Source organism: Nonomuraea antri, from assembly GCF_013283785.1.
Classification (GTDB): domain Bacteria; phylum Actinomycetota; class Actinomycetes; order Streptosporangiales; family Streptosporangiaceae; genus Nonomuraea; species Nonomuraea antri.
Genome location: NZ_JABCPZ010000183.1, coordinates 1 through 23,165, shown reverse-complemented (window position 1 = coordinate 23,165; position 23,165 = coordinate 1). Strand labels below are relative to the sequence as shown.

The 23,165-nt window shown below is 71.9% G+C and carries 23 protein-coding genes, 1 tRNA gene and 1 pseudogene; 14 read left to right on the top strand and 11 right to left on the bottom strand.

Annotated features, from left to right (window positions below; genetic code table 11):
* Window positions 1-65: 65 nt before the first annotated feature.
* Window positions 66-497, top strand: a complete 432-nt coding sequence (locus HII36_RS40325) for an MFS transporter (RefSeq protein WP_328808113.1) — start codon at window positions 66-68, stop codon at window positions 495-497.
* Here the strand turns inward: HII36_RS40325 and HII36_RS40320 are convergent.
* From HII36_RS40320 to HII36_RS40305, 4 genes are all read right to left on the bottom strand, one after another.
* Window positions 491-1,945: a flavin-containing monooxygenase gene (locus HII36_RS40320; RefSeq protein ID WP_173528607.1), complete on the bottom strand. Its 1,455-nt coding sequence runs from the start codon at window positions 1,943-1,945 to the stop codon at window positions 491-493. The two genes, HII36_RS40325 and HII36_RS40320, sit on opposite strands and share 7 nt — an antisense overlap.
* Entirely contained in the window at window positions 1,938-2,831 is an 894-nt protein-coding gene (locus HII36_RS40315; RefSeq protein ID WP_328808112.1) for a metal-dependent hydrolase, read from the bottom strand. Before HII36_RS40315 ends, HII36_RS40320 begins: the two co-directional genes overlap by 8 nt.
* 83 nt (window positions 2,832-2,914) lie before the next feature.
* The gene (locus HII36_RS40310; RefSeq protein ID WP_173528605.1) at window positions 2,915-3,379 is read right to left on the bottom strand and encodes a hypothetical protein; all 465 of its coding nucleotides are present in this window, start codon (window positions 3,377-3,379) and stop codon (window positions 2,915-2,917) included.
* Window positions 3,380-3,494: 115 nt separating this feature from the next.
* The gene (locus tag HII36_RS40305) at window positions 3,495-3,665 is read right to left on the bottom strand and encodes a hypothetical protein (protein ID WP_173528604.1); all 171 of its coding nucleotides are present in this window, start codon (window positions 3,663-3,665) and stop codon (window positions 3,495-3,497) included.
* 105 nt (window positions 3,666-3,770) lie between these two features.
* Between HII36_RS40305 and HII36_RS40300 the strand changes: the two genes are divergently transcribed.
* On the top strand, window positions 3,771-4,550 hold the full coding sequence (locus HII36_RS40300) for an SURF1 family protein (protein WP_173528603.1): 780 nt from the start codon (window positions 3,771-3,773) through the stop codon (window positions 4,548-4,550).
* A 2-nt stretch (window positions 4,551-4,552) separates the two neighbouring features.
* Window positions 4,553-4,864, top strand: coding sequence for a DUF3817 domain-containing protein (locus tag HII36_RS40295; protein ID WP_173528602.1), 312 nt, complete (start codon window positions 4,553-4,555; stop codon window positions 4,862-4,864).
* Window positions 4,865-4,907: 43 nt separating this feature from the next.
* Here HII36_RS40295 and HII36_RS40290 read toward each other — a convergent pair whose 3' ends face one another.
* From HII36_RS40290 to HII36_RS40275, 4 genes are all read right to left on the bottom strand, one after another.
* Entirely contained in the window at window positions 4,908-5,099 is a 192-nt protein-coding gene (locus tag HII36_RS40290) for a hypothetical protein (protein WP_173528601.1), read from the bottom strand.
* 105 nt (window positions 5,100-5,204) lie between these two features.
* Window positions 5,205-6,569, bottom strand: coding sequence for a glycosyltransferase family 39 protein (locus tag HII36_RS40285; protein WP_173528600.1), 1,365 nt, complete (start codon window positions 6,567-6,569; stop codon window positions 5,205-5,207).
* Window positions 6,570-6,594: 25 nt separating this feature from the next.
* Window positions 6,595-7,653 carry a serine/threonine-protein kinase gene (locus HII36_RS40280; RefSeq protein WP_173528599.1) on the bottom strand — a complete coding sequence of 353 codons (1,059 nt, stop codon included), beginning with the start codon at window positions 7,651-7,653 and terminating at the stop codon, window positions 6,595-6,597.
* Between the two features lie 41 nt (window positions 7,654-7,694).
* A complete protein-coding gene (locus HII36_RS40275) occupies window positions 7,695-8,537 on the bottom strand; it encodes an arylamine N-acetyltransferase family protein (RefSeq protein WP_173528598.1) in 843 nt (280 codons plus the stop codon).
* 117 nt (window positions 8,538-8,654) lie between these two features.
* Here HII36_RS40275 and HII36_RS40270 point away from each other — a divergent pair, with 117 nt between their 5' ends.
* From HII36_RS40270 to HII36_RS40245, 6 genes are read left to right on the top strand one after another with little or no spacing between them, the layout of a single operon-like run.
* Window positions 8,655-9,338 carry a response regulator transcription factor gene (locus tag HII36_RS40270; RefSeq protein WP_328808111.1) on the top strand — a complete coding sequence of 228 codons (684 nt, stop codon included), beginning with the start codon at window positions 8,655-8,657 and terminating at the stop codon, window positions 9,336-9,338.
* A complete protein-coding gene (locus HII36_RS40265) occupies window positions 9,335-12,469 on the top strand; it encodes a DUF4153 domain-containing protein (RefSeq protein ID WP_173528596.1) in 3,135 nt (1,044 codons plus the stop codon). The genes HII36_RS40270 and HII36_RS40265 overlap by 4 nt, the downstream gene beginning before the upstream one ends.
* 11 nt (window positions 12,470-12,480) lie before the next feature.
* Window positions 12,481-14,031, top strand: coding sequence for an N-acyl-D-amino-acid deacylase family protein (locus tag HII36_RS40260; protein ID WP_217370552.1), 1,551 nt, complete (start codon window positions 12,481-12,483; stop codon window positions 14,029-14,031).
* A 50-nt stretch (window positions 14,032-14,081) separates the two neighbouring features.
* Entirely contained in the window at window positions 14,082-15,158 is a 1,077-nt protein-coding gene (locus HII36_RS40255) for an alanine racemase (RefSeq protein ID WP_328808110.1), read from the top strand.
* Window positions 15,159-15,167: 9 nt separating this feature from the next.
* Window positions 15,168-15,548 carry a RidA family protein gene (locus tag HII36_RS40250; RefSeq protein WP_173528594.1) on the top strand — a complete coding sequence of 127 codons (381 nt, stop codon included), beginning with the start codon at window positions 15,168-15,170 and terminating at the stop codon, window positions 15,546-15,548.
* Window positions 15,549-15,557: 9 nt separating this feature from the next.
* The gene (locus tag HII36_RS40245) at window positions 15,558-16,748 is read left to right on the top strand and encodes a hypothetical protein (RefSeq protein WP_173528593.1); all 1,191 of its coding nucleotides are present in this window, start codon (window positions 15,558-15,560) and stop codon (window positions 16,746-16,748) included.
* A 30-nt stretch (window positions 16,749-16,778) separates the two neighbouring features.
* On the opposite strand, the gene HII36_RS40240 is transcribed toward HII36_RS40245, so the two are convergent.
* Window positions 16,779-17,336, bottom strand: a complete 558-nt coding sequence (locus HII36_RS40240) for a TetR/AcrR family transcriptional regulator (RefSeq protein WP_173528592.1) — start codon at window positions 17,334-17,336, stop codon at window positions 16,779-16,781.
* A gap of 5 nt (window positions 17,337-17,341) precedes the next feature.
* Window positions 17,342-17,968 (bottom strand): LysE family translocator, encoded by a 627-nt coding sequence (locus HII36_RS40235; protein WP_173528591.1) that lies wholly within the window; start codon window positions 17,966-17,968, stop codon window positions 17,342-17,344.
* 103 nt (window positions 17,969-18,071) lie between these two features.
* Between HII36_RS40235 and HII36_RS58920 the strand changes: the two genes are divergently transcribed.
* Window positions 18,072-20,873 (top strand): helix-turn-helix transcriptional regulator, encoded by a 2,802-nt coding sequence (locus tag HII36_RS58920; RefSeq protein WP_328808109.1) that lies wholly within the window; start codon window positions 18,072-18,074, stop codon window positions 20,871-20,873.
* 458 nt (window positions 20,874-21,331) lie between these two features.
* Here HII36_RS58920 and HII36_RS40225 read toward each other — a convergent pair whose 3' ends face one another.
* Entirely contained in the window at window positions 21,332-21,718 is a 387-nt protein-coding gene (locus HII36_RS40225) for a response regulator transcription factor (protein ID WP_328808108.1), read from the bottom strand.
* A 115-nt stretch (window positions 21,719-21,833) separates the two neighbouring features.
* On the opposite strand from HII36_RS40225, the gene HII36_RS40220 reads away from it, so the two are divergent.
* The 4 genes and pseudogenes from HII36_RS40220 to HII36_RS40210 form a co-directional block, all read left to right on the top strand.
* Window positions 21,834-21,905, top strand: a tRNA-Arg gene (locus HII36_RS40220).
* A 452-nt stretch (window positions 21,906-22,357) separates the two neighbouring features.
* Window positions 22,358-22,492 (top strand): helix-turn-helix domain-containing protein, encoded by a 135-nt coding sequence (locus tag HII36_RS59360; RefSeq protein WP_407940856.1) that lies wholly within the window; start codon window positions 22,358-22,360, stop codon window positions 22,490-22,492.
* A 24-nt stretch (window positions 22,493-22,516) separates the two neighbouring features.
* A complete protein-coding gene (locus HII36_RS59510; RefSeq protein ID WP_456238030.1) occupies window positions 22,517-22,870 on the top strand; it encodes a helix-turn-helix domain-containing protein in 354 nt (117 codons plus the stop codon).
* A 44-nt stretch (window positions 22,871-22,914) separates the two neighbouring features.
* Window positions 22,915-23,165 (top strand): annotated as a pseudogene (locus HII36_RS40210) (IS630 family transposase); the annotation flags it as partial.

The window sequence follows — 23,165 nt, the reverse complement described above, 5'->3', positions numbered from 1 at the left end:
CGCCACCGCCCCGCCCGACGCCGTGACCGGGCCTGTGGTCGCCGGGGTTCCTGGCGGCGTCCGGGGTGGCGTTCGCGCTGGCCGTGGTCAACTTCGGGCTGATCTACGCGCTGCCCGTCCGGCTGGGCGAGCTGACGTCGTGGACGCCGGCGCGGATCGGGCTGGCCATGGTCTGGCCGCTGCTGTTCGGCGGCGCGTTGTCGTGGTTCGTGGTGGCGGCCTCGGCCCGGCTGCGACCGGCCACGGTGACGCTCGCGCTGATGGTCACCTCAGGACTGGCCGTCCCGGTCGCGGCCCTGGCCGCCTGGCCGGCGCTGCTGCTGGCCGCCCAGGCGGCGGCCTCGATCGCGGCCGCCTCCGGGCAGGGCGTGCTGGCCGGCCGCGCGGTCGCCGCGGCGCCCGAGTCGCGCAGGCCGGTCGCGATCGGCCTGTTCAACCTGTGCTACCTGCTGGGCACCGCGTTCGGCCCGGTCGTCATGGGACTGCTGGTTCAGTAGATGAGCTGGTACGCGCCGGGTTTCACCCTCCTGGTACGGGCCCAGTACTCGAAGGTGAAGCCCGGCCAGACCGTCCGGTTCACGCCGTGTTCGTCCAGGTACCAGGACTTGCAGCCCCCCGCGTTCCACACGAGCGGATCGAGCCTTTCGTGCAGCCGCCGGTTGAACTCCCGCTGCTGCTCGGGTTTGACGTCGATCGCCCTGGCCTGGGTCTTCGACAGCAGCCGCAGGCAGTCGATGACGTAGCGCACCTGCGACTCGATCATGAAGACCACCGAGTTGTGCCCCAGCCCGGTGTTGGGCCCGAGCAGGAAGAACAGGTTGGGGAACCCGGCGGTGCTGATGCCGAGGTAGGTCTCGATGCCGTCCTGCCAGGCGTCCTGGAGTTTGAGCCCGTTCCTGCCGACGATCCGCTGGTCCTGCAGCGCGTCGACGACCCTGAACCCGGTGCCGTAGATGATCACGTCCACCTGGTGCTCCACGCCGGCCGCGTCCACGATGGAGTGCGGGCGGATCTCGGCGATGCCGTCGGTGACGAGCGAGACGTTCTCCCTGGTCAGGGTGGGATAGTAGTCGCTGGAGATGAGCAGGCGCTTGCAGCCGATGGTGTAGTCGGGGGTGAGCTTGCGGCGTAGCTCAGGGTCGGGCACCTGGTTCTCCAGATGCCGGAGCGCCAGCTTCTCGTGCACCTTCATCAGCCGCGGGTCCACGGCGAAGCCGAGCGCGCGGGTCTCCAGCGTCCAGTAGATGCCGTTGCGCAGGGCTCTGGCTAGGCCGGGCAGCCGCAGGGCCCGCCGCATCGCCGGCGGGACGGCGAAGTCGGGCTTGGGGTGGATCCACGGGGGCGTGCGCTGGAAGAGCGTGAGCTGGGCCGCCTGCGGAGCGACCTGCGGCACGAACTGCACGGCCGAGGCCCCGGTGCCGATGACGGCCACGCGCTTGCCGGTCAGGTCGACCGAGTGGTCCCACTCGGCGGAGTGGAAGGTCGGGCCGGCGAAGGTCTCCCGCCCTGAAATCTCCGGAAATTTCGGGATGTGGAGGGCGCCGATACCCGACACCACCGCGTTGGCCCGCAGCGTCTCGCCGTCGTCGGTGGCGATCGTCCAGTCCCTGCGCTCGTCGTCGTACTCCAGCGACACGACGCGCTTGCCGAACCTGAAGTGCGGGCCGATGCCGTACTTGGCGACGCACGCGCGCATGTAGTCCCAGATCTCGGCCTGCGGCGAGAACATGCGCGACCAGCCGGGGTTCAGCTCGAAGGAGAAGGAGTACATGTGCGACGGCACGTCGCAGGCGCAGCCGGGGTAGGTGTTGTCCCGCCAGGTCCCGCCGAGGTCGTCGGCCTTCTCCAGGATGACGAAGTCGTGGTATCCGGCCTCCTTCAGCTTGATCGCCATCCCGATCCCGGAGAAGCCGGAACCGATGATCACTAGCCCTGGGTCAGCCACTGGTCCTCCTGTGTCCCTCGAACTCGGCGTGGGCCGGTGAGCGGGCGATGTAGTCCAGCGCCTGCTGGAGATCGCCTTCCTGGCTCGGGTGGAAGCCCGGACGCAGGTAGCGCGGCGCGGCCAGGGCCAGGCTCCTGAGCGTCGGCACCCGGCCCTGGTGGGCCCGGTGGAAGAAGTGCGTCCACTTGACGCGCAGGCGGCCGCGGACCAGCGGGTCGTGGGCCAGCAGGAACGCCGCCCCGCGCCTGATCAGCCAGACGAGCGCGACCCCGGTCAGCGCCATCGTCCTGACGCGCCGCGGATAGCCGCCGTCGAGGTGCGTGAACAGGTCGAACGCCACGCTGCGGTGCTCGACCTCCTCGGCGCCGTGCCAGCGCAGCAGGTCCAGCATCACCGGGTCGGCCCCGGCCCGGTCCAGCGCCTCGGCCCCGAGGATCCACTGGCCGAGCACGGCCGTGTAGTGCTCGATCGCCGCGATGATCGCCAGCCGCTCCATCAGCCAGTACCGCGCGGCCACGGGCGGCAGGGTGTGGTCGCCGAGCAGCCGCTCGAACAGCCACTCGACGTTCGCCACGTACGGCGCCGGGTCGAGGCCCTGCTCCTTCATGTGCTCCAGAACCCGCTGGTGCGCGACCGCGTGCGTGCCCTCCTGGCCCATGAAGCCTTTGACCTGCCGCTTCAACTCCTCGTCCGTGACGTGGGGCAGTGCCTGCTTGAACACGTGCACGAACCATCGCTCCCCGGCGGGCAGCAGCAGGTGCAGGACGTTGATGAGGTGCGTGGAGAACGGGTCGCCGGGCACCCAGTGCAGCGGCGTCTCCTCCCAGGAGAACCGGACCCGGCGCGGCCTGATGTCCGCGGTCGTCGGCGCCAGCTTATTGGACACATCGTCCAATGTATTCCGGCTCACCCCGTCCGGTCCAGGGGTGCGGGCCAGTGAGAACCGTCACACCGACCGGACGGTATGCCTCAGCCGCCGCAGGCCTCGAACCCCCAGGCCCGGTGGTCGACCGTGTACCTGTCGCGCACGGTGAACCTGCTGGTGCCCAGGTCCAGCCGGAGTATCGCCAGGCGCTTGAGCAGCCGCTCCTCGACGTGCAGGGTGAGCTGCCGGTTCGCGGTCCAGTCGAGCATCGTGACCGCCTGCTCGCCGCTGAGCGCGACGGGAGCGCCGTACTTCCGCTGCGGCTTGCCGGTGCGTGAGAGCGGGTGCACCTGGGCGTCGGGCAGGCGCAGGACGGTGCCGTCGTGCAGGCGCAGCCGCCAGGGGCCGCAGGGCCTGGCGCCGGCGCACTCGACGAGCGAGACGTAGCGCGCGGGGTGGACGAGCGAGTGGCGCGAGGGGTGTACGTCCGCGTGTGCCTGAGACGGGGTCGCCGGGGCGGGGCCGAGTGCCAGGCCGGCGGCCGCGAGGAGTGCGGCGAAGGTTCGCATACCCGCTTGGACGAGCCAGAGCAGGCGCTTGTTCTAGATCAGGGGAGACCGGCGGGAAACGACGAAGACCCGCCACGGCTTCCGCGGCGGGATGTGTGCGCTGTGTGATTGGAGGCTAGCGGAGCAGGAAGAACGCGGCGACGCCGATGACCACGATCACCGCGACCACCGCCACGATGGGCAGCAGCGACGACTTCTTGGGCGCCGCGGACTCCTGCTCGGCCCGCTGCGCGAAAGCGCGGAACTGCTGGGTGTTCCCCGCGGGATCGATGTGCTGATCAGACATGGTGAGCAGCCTAGCGCGAGCGCCTGAGGTGTTTGCACCTTTTTGATGTGATCTGTAGCCCGGGCTGAGTTCGGGACCACCGGCCCGGCCGGATAGCTTGGAAGCATGCTCAGGACCCTGCTCTCTCCCCGCATCGTGGGGCTTCACCTGCTGACGATCGGGGTCCTGATCGGCTTCATCCTGCTCGGGCGCTGGCAGCTCGGCGTCTTCCAGGACTCGGGCAAGCCGCTCGCCACCGCCGACCCGGCGCCCGTCGCCGTCGGCACGCTGGCCCCGCTCGGGCAGCAGCTCGACGGCGAGAGCGTGGGCCGCATGGTCACCGCGGCGGGCGTCTACGACGCGGGCAGGCAACTGCTGGTCGCCGACCGCCGCCCCGACGTCGACGCGCCGGGCGGCAACGTCTCGCGCGACCACGGCTACTGGGTGCTCACGCCGATCAGGCTCGACGACGGCACGCTCATGCCGGTCGTCCGCGGCTGGACGGCCAAGGCCGACGACCCGGGCACGGCCGTGCCGCCTGGCCGGGTCGAGGTGTCCGGCCGGCTGCGTGCCCAGCAGGGCACCGACATGGTGCAGCGGCGGCCGGAAGGGCTGCCCGCCGGCCAGGTGCAGACGGTGTCCACCGGCGAGCTGGTGAACCTGTGGACCGGGCAGAAGATCCGGAACGGCTACCTGGTCGCCACGCCGCCGTCGGGCTCGCTCACGCAGGTGAAGGTTCCGCCGCCGGCGACCGAAGGCACGCTGACCTGGCGTAACCTGGCTTACGCGGCTAATTGGTGGATCTTTGCGGGATTCGCCGTGTTCATGTGGTTCCACTTCGTACGCGACGCCGTACGTTCTGATCGGGACCGCGCCAAGTCCCCTGAGATGGTTCTGGAAGGTTGACGGTGGAATCGGCTCTGAAGCCCTTCCGGGCGCTCGCCTACGTGGTCGGCGTCATGCTGCTCGTCCTCTGCGTGGGCATGGTGCTGCGCTACGGCTTCGACTCACCGGAGCTGTCGAAGATCATCGCCCCGATTCACGGCGGCCTCTACATGCTCTACCTGGTCGCGGTCATGAACCTGGGCATGAAGGCCCGCTGGAGCTGGCCGTACATGCTCGGGGTCATGCTCGGCGGCACCGTGCCGTTCCTGTCGTTCTACGTCGAGCGCCGGGTCACCAACCGGGTGCAGGTCGCGACGACGACGGCGGAGGCCTGAGGCCCCCGCCGGTGGTCGAGCGGGCCCGCGGTCTGCGGGCGGGTCAGCGGCCGATGCCGCGCCTGCGGGCCCGCTTGAGCCGCTCACGCTGCGACGGGTCGAGCATCATGTAGCCGACCACCGGGGCGGCGACCACGCCGAGGACGACCAGCAGAGTCACCCAACCGGGCAAGAAGATCAACGAGAGCAGAACCGCGGCGCCTGCGCCGATGGCGTACTTCTGGACTGGCGACATCCCCAACTTCCTCCGAACGCGGAGCGCGCGCTCCGCCTCTCTCACATTCTGCGTCTCTGGTCCAACGTGTGGACCCACCGTCGCGGTTCCAGTTCGCGATGTATCTCAATGGCCGCGGGTGTAGAGCGTGAGGTGGATCGTCCCGAACGTGCGAGTCTGCCCAGGTGTGAGGCCGCGCCGCAGCGCCTGGTAGTGCTCGCCGGCAGCGTACCTGGCGCCGATCCTGGGTGACACCAGCCACACCCGTCCGGCCCCGGCCAGCTCGGCCGGCGGGCGCGGCGTCAGGTCGGTCAGCTTCTCGTACGGCTCGGCGTACACGGCCACGAACAGCCTGAACCGGCGCGGCACGAACAGCACCGCGTCGCCCCGCCGCTGCTCGGCGGCCAGCACGTCGGCGAGGCCGCGCAGGTCGTCGGGCCGCTCGTGCACCGGGACGGGCAGCGTCAGCAGGCAGAAGGCCACCACGGACGCGGCCACCCCCGGCCACGACCGCACCACCCGCGCCAGCCCGATCCCGGCCAGCAGCGCCAGCGCGGGCACGCAGAAGAGCACGTAACGCGGGTGGTAGACCGGCTGCACCTGGGAGATCGCGAACGACAGCGCCACCGGCAGCACCGCCCACCACGTCACGGACGGCGCCCGCGCCGCCCCCACCAGCGCCAGCCCGAACAGCGCGACCGCCGGCCAGAGCCCGCCCGCGACCTCCAGCGGGAACGCGGCCACCTCGGCCCAGCCCGGCCGCTTCAGCCAGAACACCTGCGCCTCGCGCTGCCCGGCCGCGACGATCACCAGCGGGACGAGCGCCGCCCCGGCCCCGGCCAGCGCGACCAGCACCGCGCGCGTCCGCGCCACGACCAGATGGGCGGGCACCAGCATCCCGCGCGTCCGCACCACGACCAGATGAGCGGGCACCAGCAGCAGCGCGTACAGGTGCAGCCAGCCCAGCAGCGCGACGCTCGCGGCGTATCCGGCGTACCGCCATCGCGACGGCCGCTCCACCGCCTCCGCCAGCAGCCAGAACGCCAGCACCGCGACCGCGCTGACCAGCGCGTACGAGCGGGCCTCCCAGGCGTACCTGAGCGCGATCGGGGTCAGCGCGTAGATCAGGCCGCCCGCGACCCCCGCCACCGTCCCGGCCAGCCTGCGGCCCAGGACCGCCAGCCCGTACGCCGCCACGGTGAACGCCAGCATCGACGGCAGCCGCAGCACCAGCTCGGGCGGCCCGCCGAGCACGGCGAAGGGACGCAGGATCAGGTAGGACAGCGCGTGCACCGCGTCGAGGTCGCCGAGCAGCTCGAACAGCTCGGCCAGAGGCATCCTGGCGGCCAGCGCGCTGACCGATTCGTCCCGCCACAGCGGCGGCGCCGGGCCGTGCAGGAAGAGCACCAGGAACGCGACGACCGGGACGGCCGCGAGCGCCGTCCCGCCATCCGCGCGGCCGGGATCGCCGCGCAGAGGGAGCGCCGTCACCGGACCTGACGGCCGGGTAAGCAGATCACCGGATGACGGCCTGGAGCTCGTGACGCAGGACGTCGGGCGCCGGCCGGGCGGCCGGGTCGCCGGACAGCAGCTGGAACAGCACGGGCGCCAGCGCTCCCGCCCTGGTCAGCGGCGCGCCAGGGGCCGGGGGCCGGCCTTCGACGGCCATGAACAGCGTGGCGCCGAGCGACCACAGGTCACCCGCCTGGCTCGGCACGCCCTCGGGCGCCGCGTACGCCGGCAGCGTCGCGGCGGCCAGCGGCGCGACCAGCGTGGCGTAGCCGTCGGCGTCGACGAGGACGCCGCCCGGCTGCACCGCGCCGTGATGCGCGCCCCTGGCCTGGAGCTGGTCGAGCAGGTCGAGCCCGATCGCCGCCACGGTGGCCGGCGGCAGCGGCCCGGCGGACTCGACGAGCTGGTCGAGCGGCCGGTCGAGGGCGAGCCGGGCCAGCGTCGTGCGCACCACCTCGACCGGCGGCGCGCCGCCGGGCTGCAGCATGGCCCTGATCAGCGAACGCAGCGGGTCGGCGCCCTCGGCCGGGATCTGGCCGGGCGGCCGGCCCTCGATCGCGAAGTGCAGCGTGGCGGCCAGCGACCACAGGTCGGCGGACGGCCGCATGCTCAGGCTCGGCCCGCCGAACCCGGCGAGCACGGCCCGGCCGGTCGAGGTCAGCAGCACGTTGGCGGGCTCGATGCGGCCGTGCACGATCCCGGCCGCATGCGCGGCCACGATCGCCGACAACACGCACACGCCCATCCTGGCCGCCTGCATCACCGGCAGCGGCCGGCGCGAGCGCACCGCCTGCTCCAGCGACGACCCGGAGACGAACTCCATGACCAACCAGGGCGTGCCTTCGTCGATCACCACGTCGAGGATCCTGGCGACCGAGGCATGGCGCAGCTCCGCCGCGCGTCCCGCCTCCCGCAGGGCCGTCTCGCGCAGCTCGGCGGGCACCCGTAGCTGCCTGACCGCGACGTCACGGTGTTCCGACTCGTCGAAGGCCAGCCGTACGGATCCCTCGCCCAGGGGGTTCAGCAGCCGGTAGCGCCCGGCCAGCTTCCTGGTCTCTGCCATGTCGAGGTGCACGATAGCGGTATGCGCACGCGCGGGGCCATCTATGCCAGCCACGCCTCGTGGGCATCGTGCAGCCTGGTCCAGAGCTTGTCCTTCTCCTCGGCGGGCACGTCGTCCAGGGGCAGGCCGAACACGTCGGCCAGCGCGGCGTAGTAGTCGCGGGCGGTGTTGAGCGTGACCGTGTGCGCGCCGTTGCCCAGCCGGGTCAGCACCAGCCCGCGCAGGGTGTCGACGCCCGACGCGTCGCGCCGCTGCACCACCGCGACCCGGACGAACCCGGACTCCGGCGAGGTGGACAACTCGTGATGCTTGGCGAGGAAGGCGGACATGGCGGCGGGTTCCGGGCCGAAGTCCATTCCGGCGAACGATCCGCTCGGGTCGTGCTCGAAACGCCACCCGCCGGGCGCGACCGCGGACGGACCCAGCCCGTACGTGAAGGGCCCCTGCGTGTAGGAGCCGGCGACCAGCGGGAGCGGCTCGTGCAGCCCGTCGCCGAGCCCGAGGTCGGCCAGCCACTCACCGCCGGGATTGCCGGCCGACGGCAGCCCGCGCACGGTGAGCACCAGGTGGTTGCCGGTGATGCCCGGCTCGGCGTTCCTGTTCTGCACGCCGCCGACGTGCCTGGTGACGTCGTAGCCGAGTGCCATGAGCAGGTGGGAGAACGCGCCGTTGAGGTGGTAGCAGTAGCCGCCGCGGCCGCCGATGATCCGCTCGGTCGAGTCGAGCGGGTCGATGCTCGTCGGCCGGCCGAGCCAGATGTCCAGCGCCTCGTACGCGACCCGTTCGACGTGGGCGACGTGCAGCGCGCGCAGGCTCTCCGCGGAGGGCGGCGCGGTCAGGAGTTCGGGCAGGCCGAGGCGGCGCAGGTAAGCGGCGGAGTTCACCCGGCCAAGTCTGCACCGCCCGTGCGGCCCGGCCAACCCGCGCGGGCGGGGGCTTCTGCACCGGATGTGCACAAATAGGGGAGTGTCGTCTGCACAGCGCACTTCTAGGCTTTGCTCGTGGCAGAGCAGCGAAGGATCCTCCTGGTCGAGGACGACGAGACGATCGCGCTGGCCGTGCGTGACAGGCTGGCCGCCGAGGGCTTCGCCGTCAGCGTGGCGGCGGACGGGCACGACGCCCTGGTGAGATACGGCAGGGCGGAGCCCGATCTGGTGATCCTCGACCGGCTGCTGCCCGGCCTGGACGGGCTGGAGGTCTGCCGCAGGATGCAGGCCGCCCGCCCGGTGCCGGTGCTCATGCTGACCGCCCTGGGCGAGGAGACCGACGTGCTGGTCGGGCTCGGCGTCGGCGCGGACGACTACCTGGCCAAGCCGTTCAGCATGCGCGAGCTGGTGGCCAGGATCCACGCGCTGCTGCGCCGGGTGGACCGCGCCTCCCAGCTCGCACTGGAGGACACCGTGATCAGGGTCGGCGAGGTGGAGATCGACACCGCCGCCCGGCGCGTGTTCGTCCGCGGCGTCGAGGCGCAGCTCACCAGGACCGAGTTCGACCTGCTGCGGCGCCTGGCCGAGCGGCCCGGACAGGTCTTCGAGCGCGACAGGCTGCTGTCGGACGTGTGGGGCTTCTCCGAGGCCGCGGCCACCAGGACGGTGGACAGCCACGTCCGGGCGCTGCGCCGCAAACTCGGCTCCGACGTCGTGCGCACCGTGCACGGCGTCGGCTACGCGCTGGTGCGCCGATGAGGCCGCTGGACTTCCTCGGCCGGATCAAGGTCAAGCTCGGCATCGTGATCGTGCTGGCCGTGGCCACCGCGTTCGTGGTGAACGAGGTCGGGCTGAACTCCGGCTTCACCCGCGACGTGCGCATCGCGGTGGCCGTGATCCTGGCGTTGATCATGGTGCAGGTGCTGGCCATGGGCATGACCAAGCCACTGCGTCAGATGGCCAGGGCCGCACAGACCATCGCCAAGGGCCACTACCTGCTGCGCGTGCGCGCCACCTCGCGCGACGAGGTGGGCGAGCTGGCGCGGGCGTTCAACGCGATGGCCGCCGACCTGGGAGAGGTGGACCGGCAGCGGCGCGAGCTGATCGCCAACGTCAGCCACGAGCTGCGCACCCCGATCACCGCACTGCGCGCGGTCCTGGAGAACGTCGTGGACGGCGTCTCCGCGCCCGACCCGGAGACCATGCGGACCGCGCTGGCCCAGACCGAACGCCTGGGCCGGCTGGTCGCCCAGCTCCTGGACCTGTCGCGGCTCGACTCCGGCGTCCGCCTGATCGAACCGGACGACGTCGAGCTGGCGCCGCTGATCGAGCAGGCCGTGCGCGAGGCGTCGCTGGCCCGCGAGGACGTCGCGATCCGCCCGGCCGTGCGCGCCGGGCTGGTGGTGCGTGCCGACCCCGACCTGCTCGCCCAGGTCCTGGCCAACCTGCTGGACAACGCCGTACGGCACAGCCCGGCCGGGGGCGAGGTCACGGTGACGGCGACGGCGTCCGGGGCCGGGGTGCGCCTGGCGGTGGCCGACCAGGGGCCGGGCATCCCGGTCGCGGCCAGGGGACGGGTGTTCGAGCGCTTCTCCCGGCTGGACGCCGGGCGGGCGGCCGACTCGGGCGGCGCCGGGCTGGGGCTGTCCATCGTGAAGGAGATCGTGGAACTGCACGGGGGCTCGATCCGTATCGACGACGGCCGCGCGGGCTGCCGCATGGTCGTCGAATTACCAGAGAGGACGACGATGGCAGAGGCGCCGCTCGGGGGAGAGCAGGACGGGGTCGCGCCGGAACGCGTGCCGCAGGAGCAGGCCGTGCCGGTGCCGGAACCTGCACTGGTGGCGGCACCGGTGGCGGTGGCTGAGGTGGTGCCCGAGCCTGAGCCCGAGCCGGTGCCTGAGCCGGCGCTCGAACGGGAGCTGCAGCCCGCGGGGGCGGCTGCCGCGCCCGTGGCGGCGCCGGTGATGGTGAGTCCCGGGTACGTGGCGGCGGGAGTCCCGATGCCGGGGCCGCCGCCGCCCCCTTCCGGCGGAGGTCTGGGCCATGTCATCGGGGGCGGCGCGGTGGGGCTGCTGGTCGGGTTCCTGGTCGGGATGTTCAGCGCGGTGATGGTGAGCATCGTCGCCGGTGACGGGGCCGCGCTGGCCACGCTGGTGCTGGTCACCGCGCTGTTCGGGGCGATCGGGGCGTCGATGGGCGCGAGCTCGGCCAGGCGGCGGGCCGAGGAGCTCCACCGGTACCAGAGCCTGCACGGCCAGCGCGGACCGCAGGCCATGCCCCAGCCGGGCCAGCCGGGGCCGAGTCAGCCGGGCCAGCCAGGAACGGGTCAGCCGGGCCAGGGACAGCCGGGTCAGCCGGGACCGGGACAGCCGGCGCAGAAGGCGCCCGGGCAGGCCGGTGGGCAGCCGCCCGTTTATGTGCCGCCCCCGCTCTTCCCCAGGCCGGAACTGCCCGACACCCCCCGCTGGCTGCTCCCCACCGTCGCCGGCGCGGGCGCGTTCGCCGCGGTGGCGCTGCCCGAGGCGGAGGTCGGCCTGGGCGTCGTGCTGGTGTCGCTGGTGATGGGCCTGGCCGCGTTCCCGGCCCTGCTGCGGCGGATGACCCCGTGGACGGTGTCGCTCGGGCTCACGGCGTACTGGCTGATCTCGATGGCGGCCGTGCGGGACGCCGACTACCTGGTGGCGCTGCTGCTCCTGGCCGGGGCCGGGGTGGGTGCGCTGGCCGTGTCCGGGGCCGGGCTGGGCTGGCTCGGCGTGATCAGGGGCGGCGCGTCCGTGCTGCTCGCGCTGGGCCCGGTGCCGTGGTTCCTGGCCAAGCCGCTCAAGAAGCTCACCGCCAAGCGGCGGATCCTGCCCGGGCTGGCCGCGATCGGCATCACCGCGGTGCTGCTGCTGGTGTTCGGGGTGCTGTTCGCCTCGGCCGACCCGGTGTTCGCCGGCTACCTGGAACACCTGACCACCGCCCCCGACTGGGCCGACAGCGCGACGGCGCGCATCGTCGTGTTCGTGATGATCGCGGTGCTGCTCGCGGCCCTGGTGCTGGTGGCGCTCAGGCCGGTCGTCGACCCGGTCGGCCCCGAGCCGAAGTTCAGTGTGAGCAGAAGTGTCTGGCTGGTGCCGCTCACGGCGGTGAACCTGCTGTTCGCCTCGTTCGTGGCGGTGCAGATCAGGATGTTCTTCGGCGGCGCCGAATGGGTGATGCGCACCGCCGGGCTGACCTTCGCCGAGTACGCCAGGCAGGGCTTCTTCCAGCTCGTGGTGGTCAGCGTGTTCGTGCTCGGCATCGTGGCCATCGCCAGCGGCATGCTCAAGGTGGTCAGGACCGAGCGGTGGCTGCTGGCCGCCCAGCTCGGCGTGCTGTGCGGGCTGACCATGGTGGTGCTGGTCTCGGCGCTGTACCGGATGGAGACCTACACCGACGCGTACGGGCTGTCCAGGCTGCGCCTCGCGGTGGAGGCCACGACCTGGTGGCTGGGCGGCGTGTTCGCGCTCGTGCTGATCGCCGGCGCGGTACGGCTGGCCGGCCGCGGCACGGGCTGGCTGCCCCGCACGGTCGTCCTGGTGACCGCGCTGTCGCTGGGCGCGTTCGCGGTGGTCAACCCGGACTGGCAGGTGGCGCGGTCGCAGGTCGAGGTACGCGGACTCGACCGGCTGGACGCCGACTACCTCGACAACCTGGGCGCCGAGGCCGTGCCGGTGCTCGACCGGCTGCCCGAGCCGCAACGCAGCTGCGTGCTGCGCGACGTGGTGGCGGGCAACGGGCTGGGCAGTCCGGACCCGTGGAACGGCTGGAACCTGGCCAGGGCCGAGGCCCGCGAGATCCTGGCCAGGCGGCCGGTGCGGACCGACGTCGGCTGCGGACCGACGATCCGGCCCAGCTCTGATTGAATCTCGGGGTGATGTTCGACGTAGTCATCAGCGGCGGGCGGGTGCTCGACGGCACGGGCGCCCCGGCGTACCGCGCGGACGTGGCGATCAGCGGCGACAGGATCGCCGCGATCGGCCGCCTCATCGGCCCGGAGACGGAAACGACGGCGGCGACGGTGATCGACGCGACGGGCCGGTTCGTCGCGCCCGGCTTCGTCGACTGCCACGCGCACGGCGACGCGGCCGTCTTCGACCCGGTGGTCCAGCAGGCCGCGCTGAGCCAGGGCGTGACCACGTTCGTCCTGGGCCAGGACGGCCTGTCGTTCGCGCCAGGCTCGGCCGAGACCGTCGCCTACGCCTCGCGGTACTTCGCGGCCGTCAACGGGCTGCTGCCCGAGTCCCTGAGGTCCGGCCCGCTGACCGTGGGGCAGCTGCTCGACGGCTACGACCGGGCGGTCGCGCTGAACACCGCGTACCTGCTGCCGCACGGCACGATCCGCTACGACGTGATGGGCGCCTCGCCGGCCGCGCCGTCGCCTGCCGAGCTGGCCGCGATGGTGCGCCACGTCGAGCGCGGGCTGTCGGAAGGCGCGGTCGGGCTGTCGAGCGGGCTCGAATACCTGCCCGGCCGCTACGCCGACGCCGAGGAGCTGGCCGCGCTGTGCGCGCCGCTGGAGTCGTCGCCGTACGTGACCCACATGCGGGGCTACGGCGCGAACGCCGGGATCGGCATGGCCGAGGTCGGGCGGATCGCCGAGCGGTCGGGCGCCGCCGTGCACGTCTCCCACCTGCACGGGCCGGCCGACCTGCTGCTGCCGCTGCTCGACGAGGCGCACGGCAAGGGCCTCGACCTGACCTTCGACACCTACCCCTACCTGCGCGGCAGCACGATCCTGGCGATGGTGGTGCTGCCGCCGCACGTGCCTGGGGCCGAGCCGGACCTGGCGCTGGACATGATCGCCGCGGCCGACCTGGACGAATGGTGGCCGGCCATGTCCGAGACCTGGCCCAGGCTGACCGTCTCCCACGCGCCCGGCCTGGAGTGGGCCGAGGGGCTGACCCTGGTCGCGGCGGCCGAGCAGGCGGGCGCGACCCCGGCGGAGTTCTGCCGCAGGCTGCTGGTGGAGACCCGGCTGGAGGCCGGCTGCGTGTCCGCCAGGCCCGACGAGGGCCCAGCGGGCGAGGAGTCGGTGCGCCGGGTGCTGCGTCACCCCGCGCACACCGGCGGCTCCGACGGCATCTACGTCGGCGGTCATCCGCATCCGCGCGGGTTCGGGGCGTTCGCCAGGTTCCTCGGCAGGCACGTGCGCGAGCTGGGCGACTGGACGTGGGAGCAGGCCGTGGTGCACCTGGCCTCGCACCCGGCTCGCAGGTTCGGCCTGGCCGACCGCGGTCTCGTGCGTCCCGGGCAGGCCGCGGACCTGGTCGTGTTCGACCCGGCCACGGTCGGCGACGCGGCCACCTACGCCGCGCCGCGCACGTTCGCGACCGGGGTCGGCGACGTCCTGGTGTCCGGCGTGCCGGTGATGTCCGGCGGCGCGCCGACCGGAGCCACGCCGGGCCGCGCCCTGCGGTCGCGCTGAAGATCGTTCGTCCGATTGAGATAGGGTCGGACGCGGATAAAGGGGGTGTTGTGCAGGGAATCCTTGGCCAGTCGGTCCTCGACGGGGAGCTCGGTTTTCCGTTGATGGTGGTGCACCGCGATGCTCTGGAGCACAACGTGGCCACCATGGCGGCGTTCGCGCGCGACCATGGGATGGAACTGGCGCCGCACGCCAAGACGCACATGTCCGCTGAGATCGCCGCGATGCAGCTCGAAGCGGGCGCGTGGGGCCTGACCGTGGCCACGCCGCGGCAGGCGCGCACCGTGCGCGGCTTCGGCGTCGACCGGATCATGCTGGCGAACCAGGTGGTCGACCCGGCCGGGCTGAAGTGGGCGGCGGCCGAGCTCGACGCGCATCCCGCGTTCGAGTTCCTGTCCTTCGTCGACTCGACGGCCGGGGTGGACATCCTCGCTCGGTTCGCCTCGTCCCGGCCTTTCCGGGTGCTCGTGGAGCTCGGGCACGAAGGCGGGCGAGCCGGATGCCGGTCCCTGGACGACCTGCTCGACCTGGCCGCGTACGTGCAGCGCACGCCCGGCGTCGAGCTGGCCGGCGTGGCCGGCTACGAAGGCTCGCTGAAGACCGACGACGAGGTGCGCAAATACCTCGACCTGCTGCAACAGGCCGTCGAGTACATGCGGGTGAAGAACCCGATCCTGACCGTCGGCGGCAGCCAGTGGTTCGACGTGATCGGCCGCGAGCTCGTCGCCACCCAGGCCAGGATCCTGCTGCGCAGCGGCGCGTACGTCAGCCACGACGACGGCTACTACCGCGAGCGCACGCCGTTCAACCGCATGGACGGCGAGCTGCGGCCGGCGCTGGAGGTGTGGGCGCACGTGTTGTCCACGCCGGAGCCCGGGCTGGCGATCGTCGGCATGGGCAAGCGCGACGCGCCCTACGACGAGGGGCTGCCCATCCCGCGCCGGGGCGGCGTGACCGTGATGCGCATGCAGGACCAGCACACGGTGGTGCACGCCGAGGGGCTCAAGCCCGGCGACCTGCTGGCTTTCGGCATCTCCCACCCGTGCACCGCCTTCGACAAGTGGCGGGTGCTGCCCATGGTGGATCGGGACTACCGTGTCGTTGGCACGGTGAACACCAACTTCTAGGGAGATGTCGTGAAAAAGGAGCTGAGGACCACCGAAGGCGCCGCCCCGGTCGGCGCCTACTCGCAGGGGCTCGTCGTCGGCGACTTCGTCTACACCTCGGGCATGGGCCCGCTCGACCCGCAGACCGGTGAGATCGTCGGCGACGACGTGGCCAGTCAGACGCACCAGGTCATGCGCAACCTCGGCGCCATCCTGGCCGCGCACGGGCTCGGGTTCGACGACGTGGTCAAGTCCACGGTGCACCTGCAGCACCTGGAGCGCGACTTCGCCGCGTACAACGAGGTGTACAAGTCGTACTTCACCCAGCCGTACCCGGTGCGCACCACGGTCGGCTCGCAGCTGCTCGGCATCCTGGTGGAGATCGACTTCGTCGCGCACAAGAGCGCGTAAGGTCTGTTCGTGGACAGTTCGGTATACGTCTTCGTCGAGGACCTGCGAGGCGAAGGCGTCGAGCGGGTGCTCGACAGGATCAGCGGGTTCGGCGTGGGCGGCATCACCGTCGGCGTCGTGCACCACGCCTCCCGCGACGTCACCCCGCACGGACTGTCCAGACTGACGCTCCGCCACGACGGCGCGCACTTCAGCCCGCCCGTCGACCTGTTCGACGGGCAGCGCCTGGCCCCGGTCCCCGGCTATCTCGACGCGCTCGACGGGCTGCGCGAGGCCTGCTCCCGCCGTGACATGAAACTGCACGGCTGGACGGTGTTCCTGCGCAACGCCACGCTGGGCGCCGAGCATCCGGACGTCACCGTACGCGACTGCTTCGGCGACCGGGGCTCGCTCACCGACCTGTGCCCGGCGCATCCCGACGTACGCGACTACGCGGTCGCCCTGGCCAGGGCGGTGGCCAGGCTCGGCGTCGACAGCGTGGTCGCCGAGTCGCTGCACTTCAGGCCGCTCAAGCCGCAGCGCTCGTTCGTGCCGCTCGGCCCGATGGACGCCTACCTGTTCGGCCTGTGCTTCTGCGACTACTGCATGCGCCGGGCCACCGACCTGGGCGTCAACGCCGAGGTGGCACGCGACGAGTGCGCGCGGATCGTCGGCGGCGTGTTCGACGGCGACCCGCCGGCCCAGGGCGAGGTGACCAGGGCCGCGCTGACCGCGTACGCCGGGCCCGAGGTCGTGGCGTACGCGCGGGCCCGTTCCGAGACCGTCACCACGCTGGTCTCGGAGGTGGCCTCCGCGGTCGCCGACGAGGGCTCCAAGCTGGTGTTCATCGACTCGACCGGCGCGGTCAAGGGCTACACCGACGGGCTGCCCACGCCCGGGCTGGCCGCGCACGACGCCTGGCAGCTCGGCGTGGACCTGGTGGCGCTGGGCGACCTCGTCCCCGGCTTCGGCGTGCTCGCCTACGCCCGCGACGCCGCCCGGGTGGCCGACGACGTGGGCGCGTACCTGCGCTCGGTGGGCAAGGACCGCGAGGTGCGTGCCGTGCTGCGGCCCGGCCACCCCGACAGCGACGCCACCGACAGGCTCGTCGCCAAGGCCCGCGCGGCGAAGGCGGCGGGCGCGCTCGCGGTCGACTTCTACGCCTACGGGTTGGTGCCGCACCCCGTGCTCGACCGCATCCCGGCCGCTCTCGACTTCTAGCCGGCCCCGCCTTCTGGCCGACCCCGCCTTCTAGCCGGCCTCGTCGCGTACGACCCCATGGAGTACGGCCGAGACGGCGGCGGTGGTGAAGTCGTCGGTGAGCGGCAGGCCGCGGAAGACCGAGCGGACCCACACCGCCCCGGCCAGCAGGTCCACGATCAGCATCGGGTCGGCCGACGGCTTGAGCTCGCCGCGGCGCACGGCCCGTTCGAAGATCTCCCGTTCGCGGGCGAAGCGGTCGGCGAAGAAGCGGCGGGCGTCGAGTTCCGGATGGCGTACCGCGGCGCCGAGCGCGGTCACCGCGACGTCGCTGGCGGGCGGCACGGTGAGCAGCCGCGCCAGGTGCTCCACCAGCGCGACCAGGTCGCCGCGCAGGCTGCCGGTGTCGGGCGGGTCGAAGCCGAGCACGTCCGACTCGATCAGCGCCGCGCCCAGCAGCGCGGCCTTCGACGGCCACCAGCGGTAGATCGTCGTCTTGTTGACGCCGGAACGCTCGGCCACGCCCTCGACGGTGAGCCCGTCGTAGCCCTTCTCCGCGACCAGCCGCAACGTCGCGGCGAAGATCTCCTGCTGCTTCCTCGGCGCCATGGGCCTCATTTTCTCCCGGCGAACGCGGTGGCCACGCCCAGGCCCAGGTAGACGGCGCCGCTGACGTATCGCAGGCCCTTCCGGGCGGCCCGGCTCCCGTTCACGCGGGCGCCCAGGGTGCCGGCGGTGAGCGCGTACACGACGTCGGACAGCAGGCCGAGCAGCAGCAGCGTGCCGCCGAACACGACGATCTGCAGCGCGGGCGAGCCCGCGCCGGTGTCCACGAACTGCGGCAGGAACGCCAGGAAGAACAGCGCGACCTTGGGGTTGAGCACGTTCACCAGGACGCCTTCGAGAAAGACCCGGCCCAGCGGCTGCGGCCGCGGCGCGTCGGCGGCGGACTGCTCCTTGCCGGTGAACGCCCTGACGCCGAGGTAGACGAGGTAGGCGACGCCGGCCCACTTGACGATCGCGAACAGCGTCGCCGACTCGGAGATCAGGTAGGACAGCCCGGCCGCGGCCGCGGCGATGTGCACGAGCGTGCCGGCCTCCACGCCGAGCGCGCTGGCCAGCCCCGCCGCGCGGCCCTGGGCGAGCCCTCTGGCGGCGATGTACAGGTGGTTGGGGCCCGGGATGATCACCAGGGCCAGAGAGGCGCTCGCGAAGAGGACGAGCGTGGAAACTGAGATCACGAAATATCAGGCTAGGGCGGATTTGGCGCTGATACATCGGCCAATGGGAGGGCGGAAGAATGGACCAATCGAGCACCTTGTCCCGCGTGGCATAGTTGCTGGCGTGAACGGTCTTCTCGTCGGACGCTCTGCTGAGCTGGCCAGACTCGCGCGGGTGCTCGACTCCGCCGCCGCCGGCACGGCCGGGGTCGCGCTCGTCGGCGGAGACGCCGGCATCGGGAAGACCCGGCTGACCGCCGAACTGGTCGCCACCGCGCGGCAACGCGGTTTCCGCGTCATGGTCGGCCAGTGCGCCGAGCTGGGCGACGCGCTGCCGTACCTGCCGCTGGCCGACGCCCTGCGCGGGGCCGAGCCCGCGGTGCGCGAGGCGGTCGCGAACCATCCGATGCTCGGCCAGCTCCTGCCCGGGGTGGAGAGCGCGCCGTCGAGCGGGCTCACCCAGCAGCGGCTGTTCGGGTCGCTGCTCGGGCTGCTGGACGACGTCCAGCCGGTGCTGTTCGTGATCGAGGACCTGCACTGGGCCGACCGGTCCACCCGCGACCTGCTGGTCTTCCTGAGCCGGATGGTGCAGACCGAGCGGGTGTGCGTGGTCGGCACGTACCGGACCGACGACCTGCACCGGCGCCATCCGCTGCGGTCGGTGCTGGCCGAGCTGAAGCGGCTGCCCACGGTGACGAACGTGGAGCTGGGGCCGCTGGATTCCGGCGAAATGTCGGACTATGTCACGACCCTGGGTGAGGTGGACGCGCAGCAGCTCGGCGTCATCGTCAGCCGCGCCGACGGCAACCCGTTCTACGCCGAAGAGCTGTTCGCCGCGCTCTCCGAAGGCGACAGCCTGCCCGACGGGCTGGCCAGCCTGCTGATGTCCAGGGTCGAGGTGCTGTCGGAGGCGGGCCAGCGGGTGCTGCGCGCCGCCGCGGTGGCCGGCCGCCGCGTCGAGGACGAGCTGCTGCGCGAGGTCTCCGACCTCCCGCTGCCGGAGTTCGAGGAGGCCGTGCGCGAGATCGTCTCGCGCGGCCTGCTCCGGGTCGACGGCTACGGCTACACCTTCCGCCACGCCCTGCTGCAGGAGGCCGTCTACACCGACCTGCTGCCGGGCGAGCGCACCAGGCTGCACGCCGCGTTCGCCGGGCTGCTGACGTCGCCCGCCGAACTCGCACACCACTACCTGGCCGGCCACGACCTGGCCGGCGCGCTGGCCGCCTCCGCGGAGGCCGGCCGGGCCGCCGAGCGCCTGGGCGCCCCAGCCGAGGCGCACAGCCACTACGACCGCGCGCTCAGCCTGTGGGACCGCGTCGAGGGCGCGGCGGAACTGTCCGGCGAGAGCCGCGCCCACCTGGCGCTGCGCAGCGCGATCACGGCAGCCGACAGCGGCGACATCCACCGCGCCGTCGCCCAGCTCAAGGCCCTGCCGCCGACGTCCGAGGTGCTCGAACGGCTCGCGTACTACCTGTTCGAGGCCGACGAGGACACCGCGGCGCTGGCGACGGCCGGGCAGGCCGTGGAGAGCGCCGAGGACGACGTCGCGCTGGGCCGCGCCCTGGCCACCCTGGCCCGCACGCTCACCTGGAGCCCCCGCCACCGCGAGCTGGAGTCCGTCGCCGGGCGGGCCCTGGAGACCGCCCGCGCCGCCGGCGCCCGCGACGCCGAGTCCGGCGCGCTGCTCGCCCTGGCCACCTACGTCGAGCACCAGGGCGACGTGACCCGCGCGCGCGAGCTGGTCGAGACCGCCGCCGCGCAGGCCAGCGGCGACCTGGCGATGGACCTGCGGGCCCGCTTCCACCACGCCCGCATCCACTACGAGCAGGGCCTGCTCGCCCAGGCCGCCGAGATCGCCGACGCGGGGATCCGGCTGGCGTCGGAGTCGGGGCTGAAGTGGAGCACGTACGGCACCGACCTGCGGTTCCTGCGCTTCCTCATCCACTACGTGGCGGGGGAGTGGGACCAGGCCGAGGCCGTCGCCGCCGGCTTCGGCGCCAGGGTCGGCACCACGGCCGAGGCCACCCTGTCGTCGTTCGCGCTGTTCATCGAGGCCGGACGCGGACTGCCCGGCTTCGAGAGCCGGCTCGCCTGGGTGCGGCCGTTCTGGTCGGACCCGCTGGTGGTGTACATGTCGCGGGCCCTGGCCGCCGAACACGCCCTGTGGAACGGCGATCCGGAGGCCGCGCTCGAACACGTCCACGCCACGCTCGCCACGCTCGTCCCCGGTGACGCCGGGCACCTGCGGGTGGCCGCCATCGGGCTGTGGGCGCTGGCCGAGCTCGGACGTACCGACGGGGCCGACGACCTGGCCGAACGCGCCCGCTTCGCCGACGACCACGGCCCCATCGGCCAGCGCGGCCAACTCGGCCCGGAAGGCCGCGGCTGGGCGCTGCGCGCCGAGGCGGAGTGGCACCGCGTGCACGGCCGGCTCGACGTGGGGCTGTGGCGTCAGGTGGTCGAGACGTTCGACTACGGCTTCGTCTACGAGGCCGCCCGCGCCCGCTGGCGGCTCGCGGAGGCGCTGCTCGCGGCGGGGGAGCGGGAGGCGGCGCAGGCGGAGTGGGAGCTGGCCAGGGAGACGGCGAGCAAGCTGCGCGCGGCGCCCCTGGAACGAGCCTTGCTGACCTTCGGCCGCCGCGCCCGCTTCACGGCCCGGCCCTCTTCTGGCGGCGAGGCCGCTTTGGTGGGTGGGGTGGCTTCTGCAGGTGGAGTGGCACCGTCGGACGTCGGGTTGCTCACGGCGCGGGAGACGGAGGTGCTGCGGCTGGTGGCCGAGGGGCTGACCAACCGGGAGATCGCCGAGCGGCTGTTCATCGCACAGAAGACGGTGAGCGTGCACGTGTCGAACATCCTGGGGAAACTGCAGGTCTCGACCCGTACACAGGCAGCTGCGGAGGGCCGCCGCCGGGGCCTGGTCGAGTAGTCGCGGAGTTTGAGCTGAGGCCGCAGGGCCTGAGCTGAGGCCGGGGCCTTGAGCTGAGGCCGGGGGCTTGAGCTGAGGCGGCGGGGATTTGGGGCGCTGCGGCGGCCATCGCCCAGCCTCCGAGATGCGCAGCGTTTGAAAGGAAGTCGCAGGGCGATGACCGCACGCTCATTGTGCCACCCTTGGTAATTCCTTGGTGGCTCTTTGTGACAGATCTTTTAGCGGCAAGCGGCGGCCAACCATGAAGGGCGCGCAAACCGGGAAGCGGCGTGGACACAGAGGAGGGGTGCGGACACAGAGGAGGGGGTGGCGGACGCGGATGGGCCTGGACATGGAAGGGGGCGAGCCGCCCCTCCCAGGCAGCCCGCCCCCAGCTCAAGCACTCAACCTCACTCGCTAACGCTCAACATCACTCGATATCGCTCGACGACAGAGGAGGTCTATATACAGGACCTGGCTCAACCCCGAGCGCCCGCCGCCAGGTCCCGAACCACCTGGATCAGCTCCGCCGGATCGAACGGTTTGGTCAGGTACGCGTCCACCCCGATACCCCGTCCGCGCCTCTTGTCGTCGTCCTGCGCCCGTGCCGTGATCAGCACGACCTTGATATGACTGGTGGCCTCCTCCGTCCGCAGTCGCTGCGCGGTGGCCCAGCCGTCGAGACACGGCATCATCACGTCCAGCGTGATGACGTCCGGCATGACGTCGAGCACGCGCTCGAGGCAGTCCTGCCCATCCGTGGCGGTCGCGACCTCGAACCCCTCAAGGTTGAGATTGACCGCGATGAGCTGACGAATGACCTCGTCATCGTCCACAACCAGCACTTTGCCAAGAACCTCGCCCACGGGCGCAAAGTTAACCTGTAGCGGGGTGGTCACGGGCGGTTTTCGCTGGATGTGTTCAAGGAGCTTCTTCTGGTCCCGAGTGGTGCCAGGATGCTGATAACCTTTCAGACGTCGCGCCCCCTTAGCTCAGGGGATAGAGCACCGGCCTCCGGAGCCGGGTGCGCAGGTTCGAATCCTGCAGGGGGCACTCTCGATCTAGATGGCAAAAACACCTTGTGGCCTGCGGAAACGCAGGCCATTCGTGTGCCTGAGGTGTGTCACGGGATGCCGCTGATGGCAGCCGAGTGCCCATGATCACGTACGAGGAGCGTACGGATCTTGGGGACTAGTCGGCGGGCGCGCCTGTCTCGGGAGCTCATCCTGCGAATAGCGCCTCCGGCTTGTGCCACGCTCCCGTGGTGTCAGTGGGGCCTCCACGTAGTGCCTGTCGCCACAGTGACTGCTAGACCAACGATCGAGGAACCCAGGCTCTGGTGTGATCGTGTGGACCACCACAGCGCCGCGAGGTCAGCTCATGCCCGGAGACGAATGAGCATGCTCAGCACTGCTGAGGTTGAACTTGTGATGTTGTAGGGGCTGATGGCTCGTCGTCCGTGCGGTATCACCGGAGCATGCGATATCTCCAAGGAGGCGGGCTGACTGCCGAACGGCAGCAGTTCCGCGAGGAGTTACCGGCTCAAGGCGGCCGAGCGGTTCGCCCAGGGCGAGGCGAGCTCGGTCATCGCCAAGGCCCTGCGCGTCAGCGTCCGCTCCGTACGACGGTGGCGGCAATAGTGGGAGCAGGGCGATCCGCGGGCCCTGCGGTCGCAGGGGCCGGCATCGCTGCCGAGGCTGAGCCAGGAGCAGTTCGCGCAGCTGGAGGCGGAGCTGGCCAAGGGGCCGACCGCGCACGGCTGGGAGGACCAGCGCTGGACCCTGGTGCGGATCAAGACGGTGATCGGTCGGCGCTTTCACATGGTCTACACGATCCAGGGCGTGCGGAAACTGCTGGCGCGTAACGGCTGGTCCTGGCAGGTCCCGGCCCGACGGGCCATGGAGCGGGACGACGGGATGGTGGCCGGGTGGGGCAAGGAAGTGTGGCCCTGCGCGGAAGACTCGCGGCGGCCCGTGGAGCCTGGCCCGTCTTCGAGGACGAAGCCGGATTCTCCATGACGCCGCCGCACGCGAAGACCTGATCACAGCGCGGCCGGACCCCGGTGGCGCGGGTCCGCGGCCGCTCCTGCAGACGGATCTCCATCGCCGCGCTGACCTGCGACAAACCCGGTCACCGCTCCAGGCTCATCTACCGGCCCCGCCATGACGACGGCCGTCGCGATGGACGCAAGAGCTTCTCCTGGCGCGACTACCGGGACCTGTTGATCGCAGCACACCAGCAGCTCAGTGGCCCGATCGTTCTCGTCCGGGACAACTTCAACGTTCACAAGGCCGCCGACCTGCAAAAGTTCGC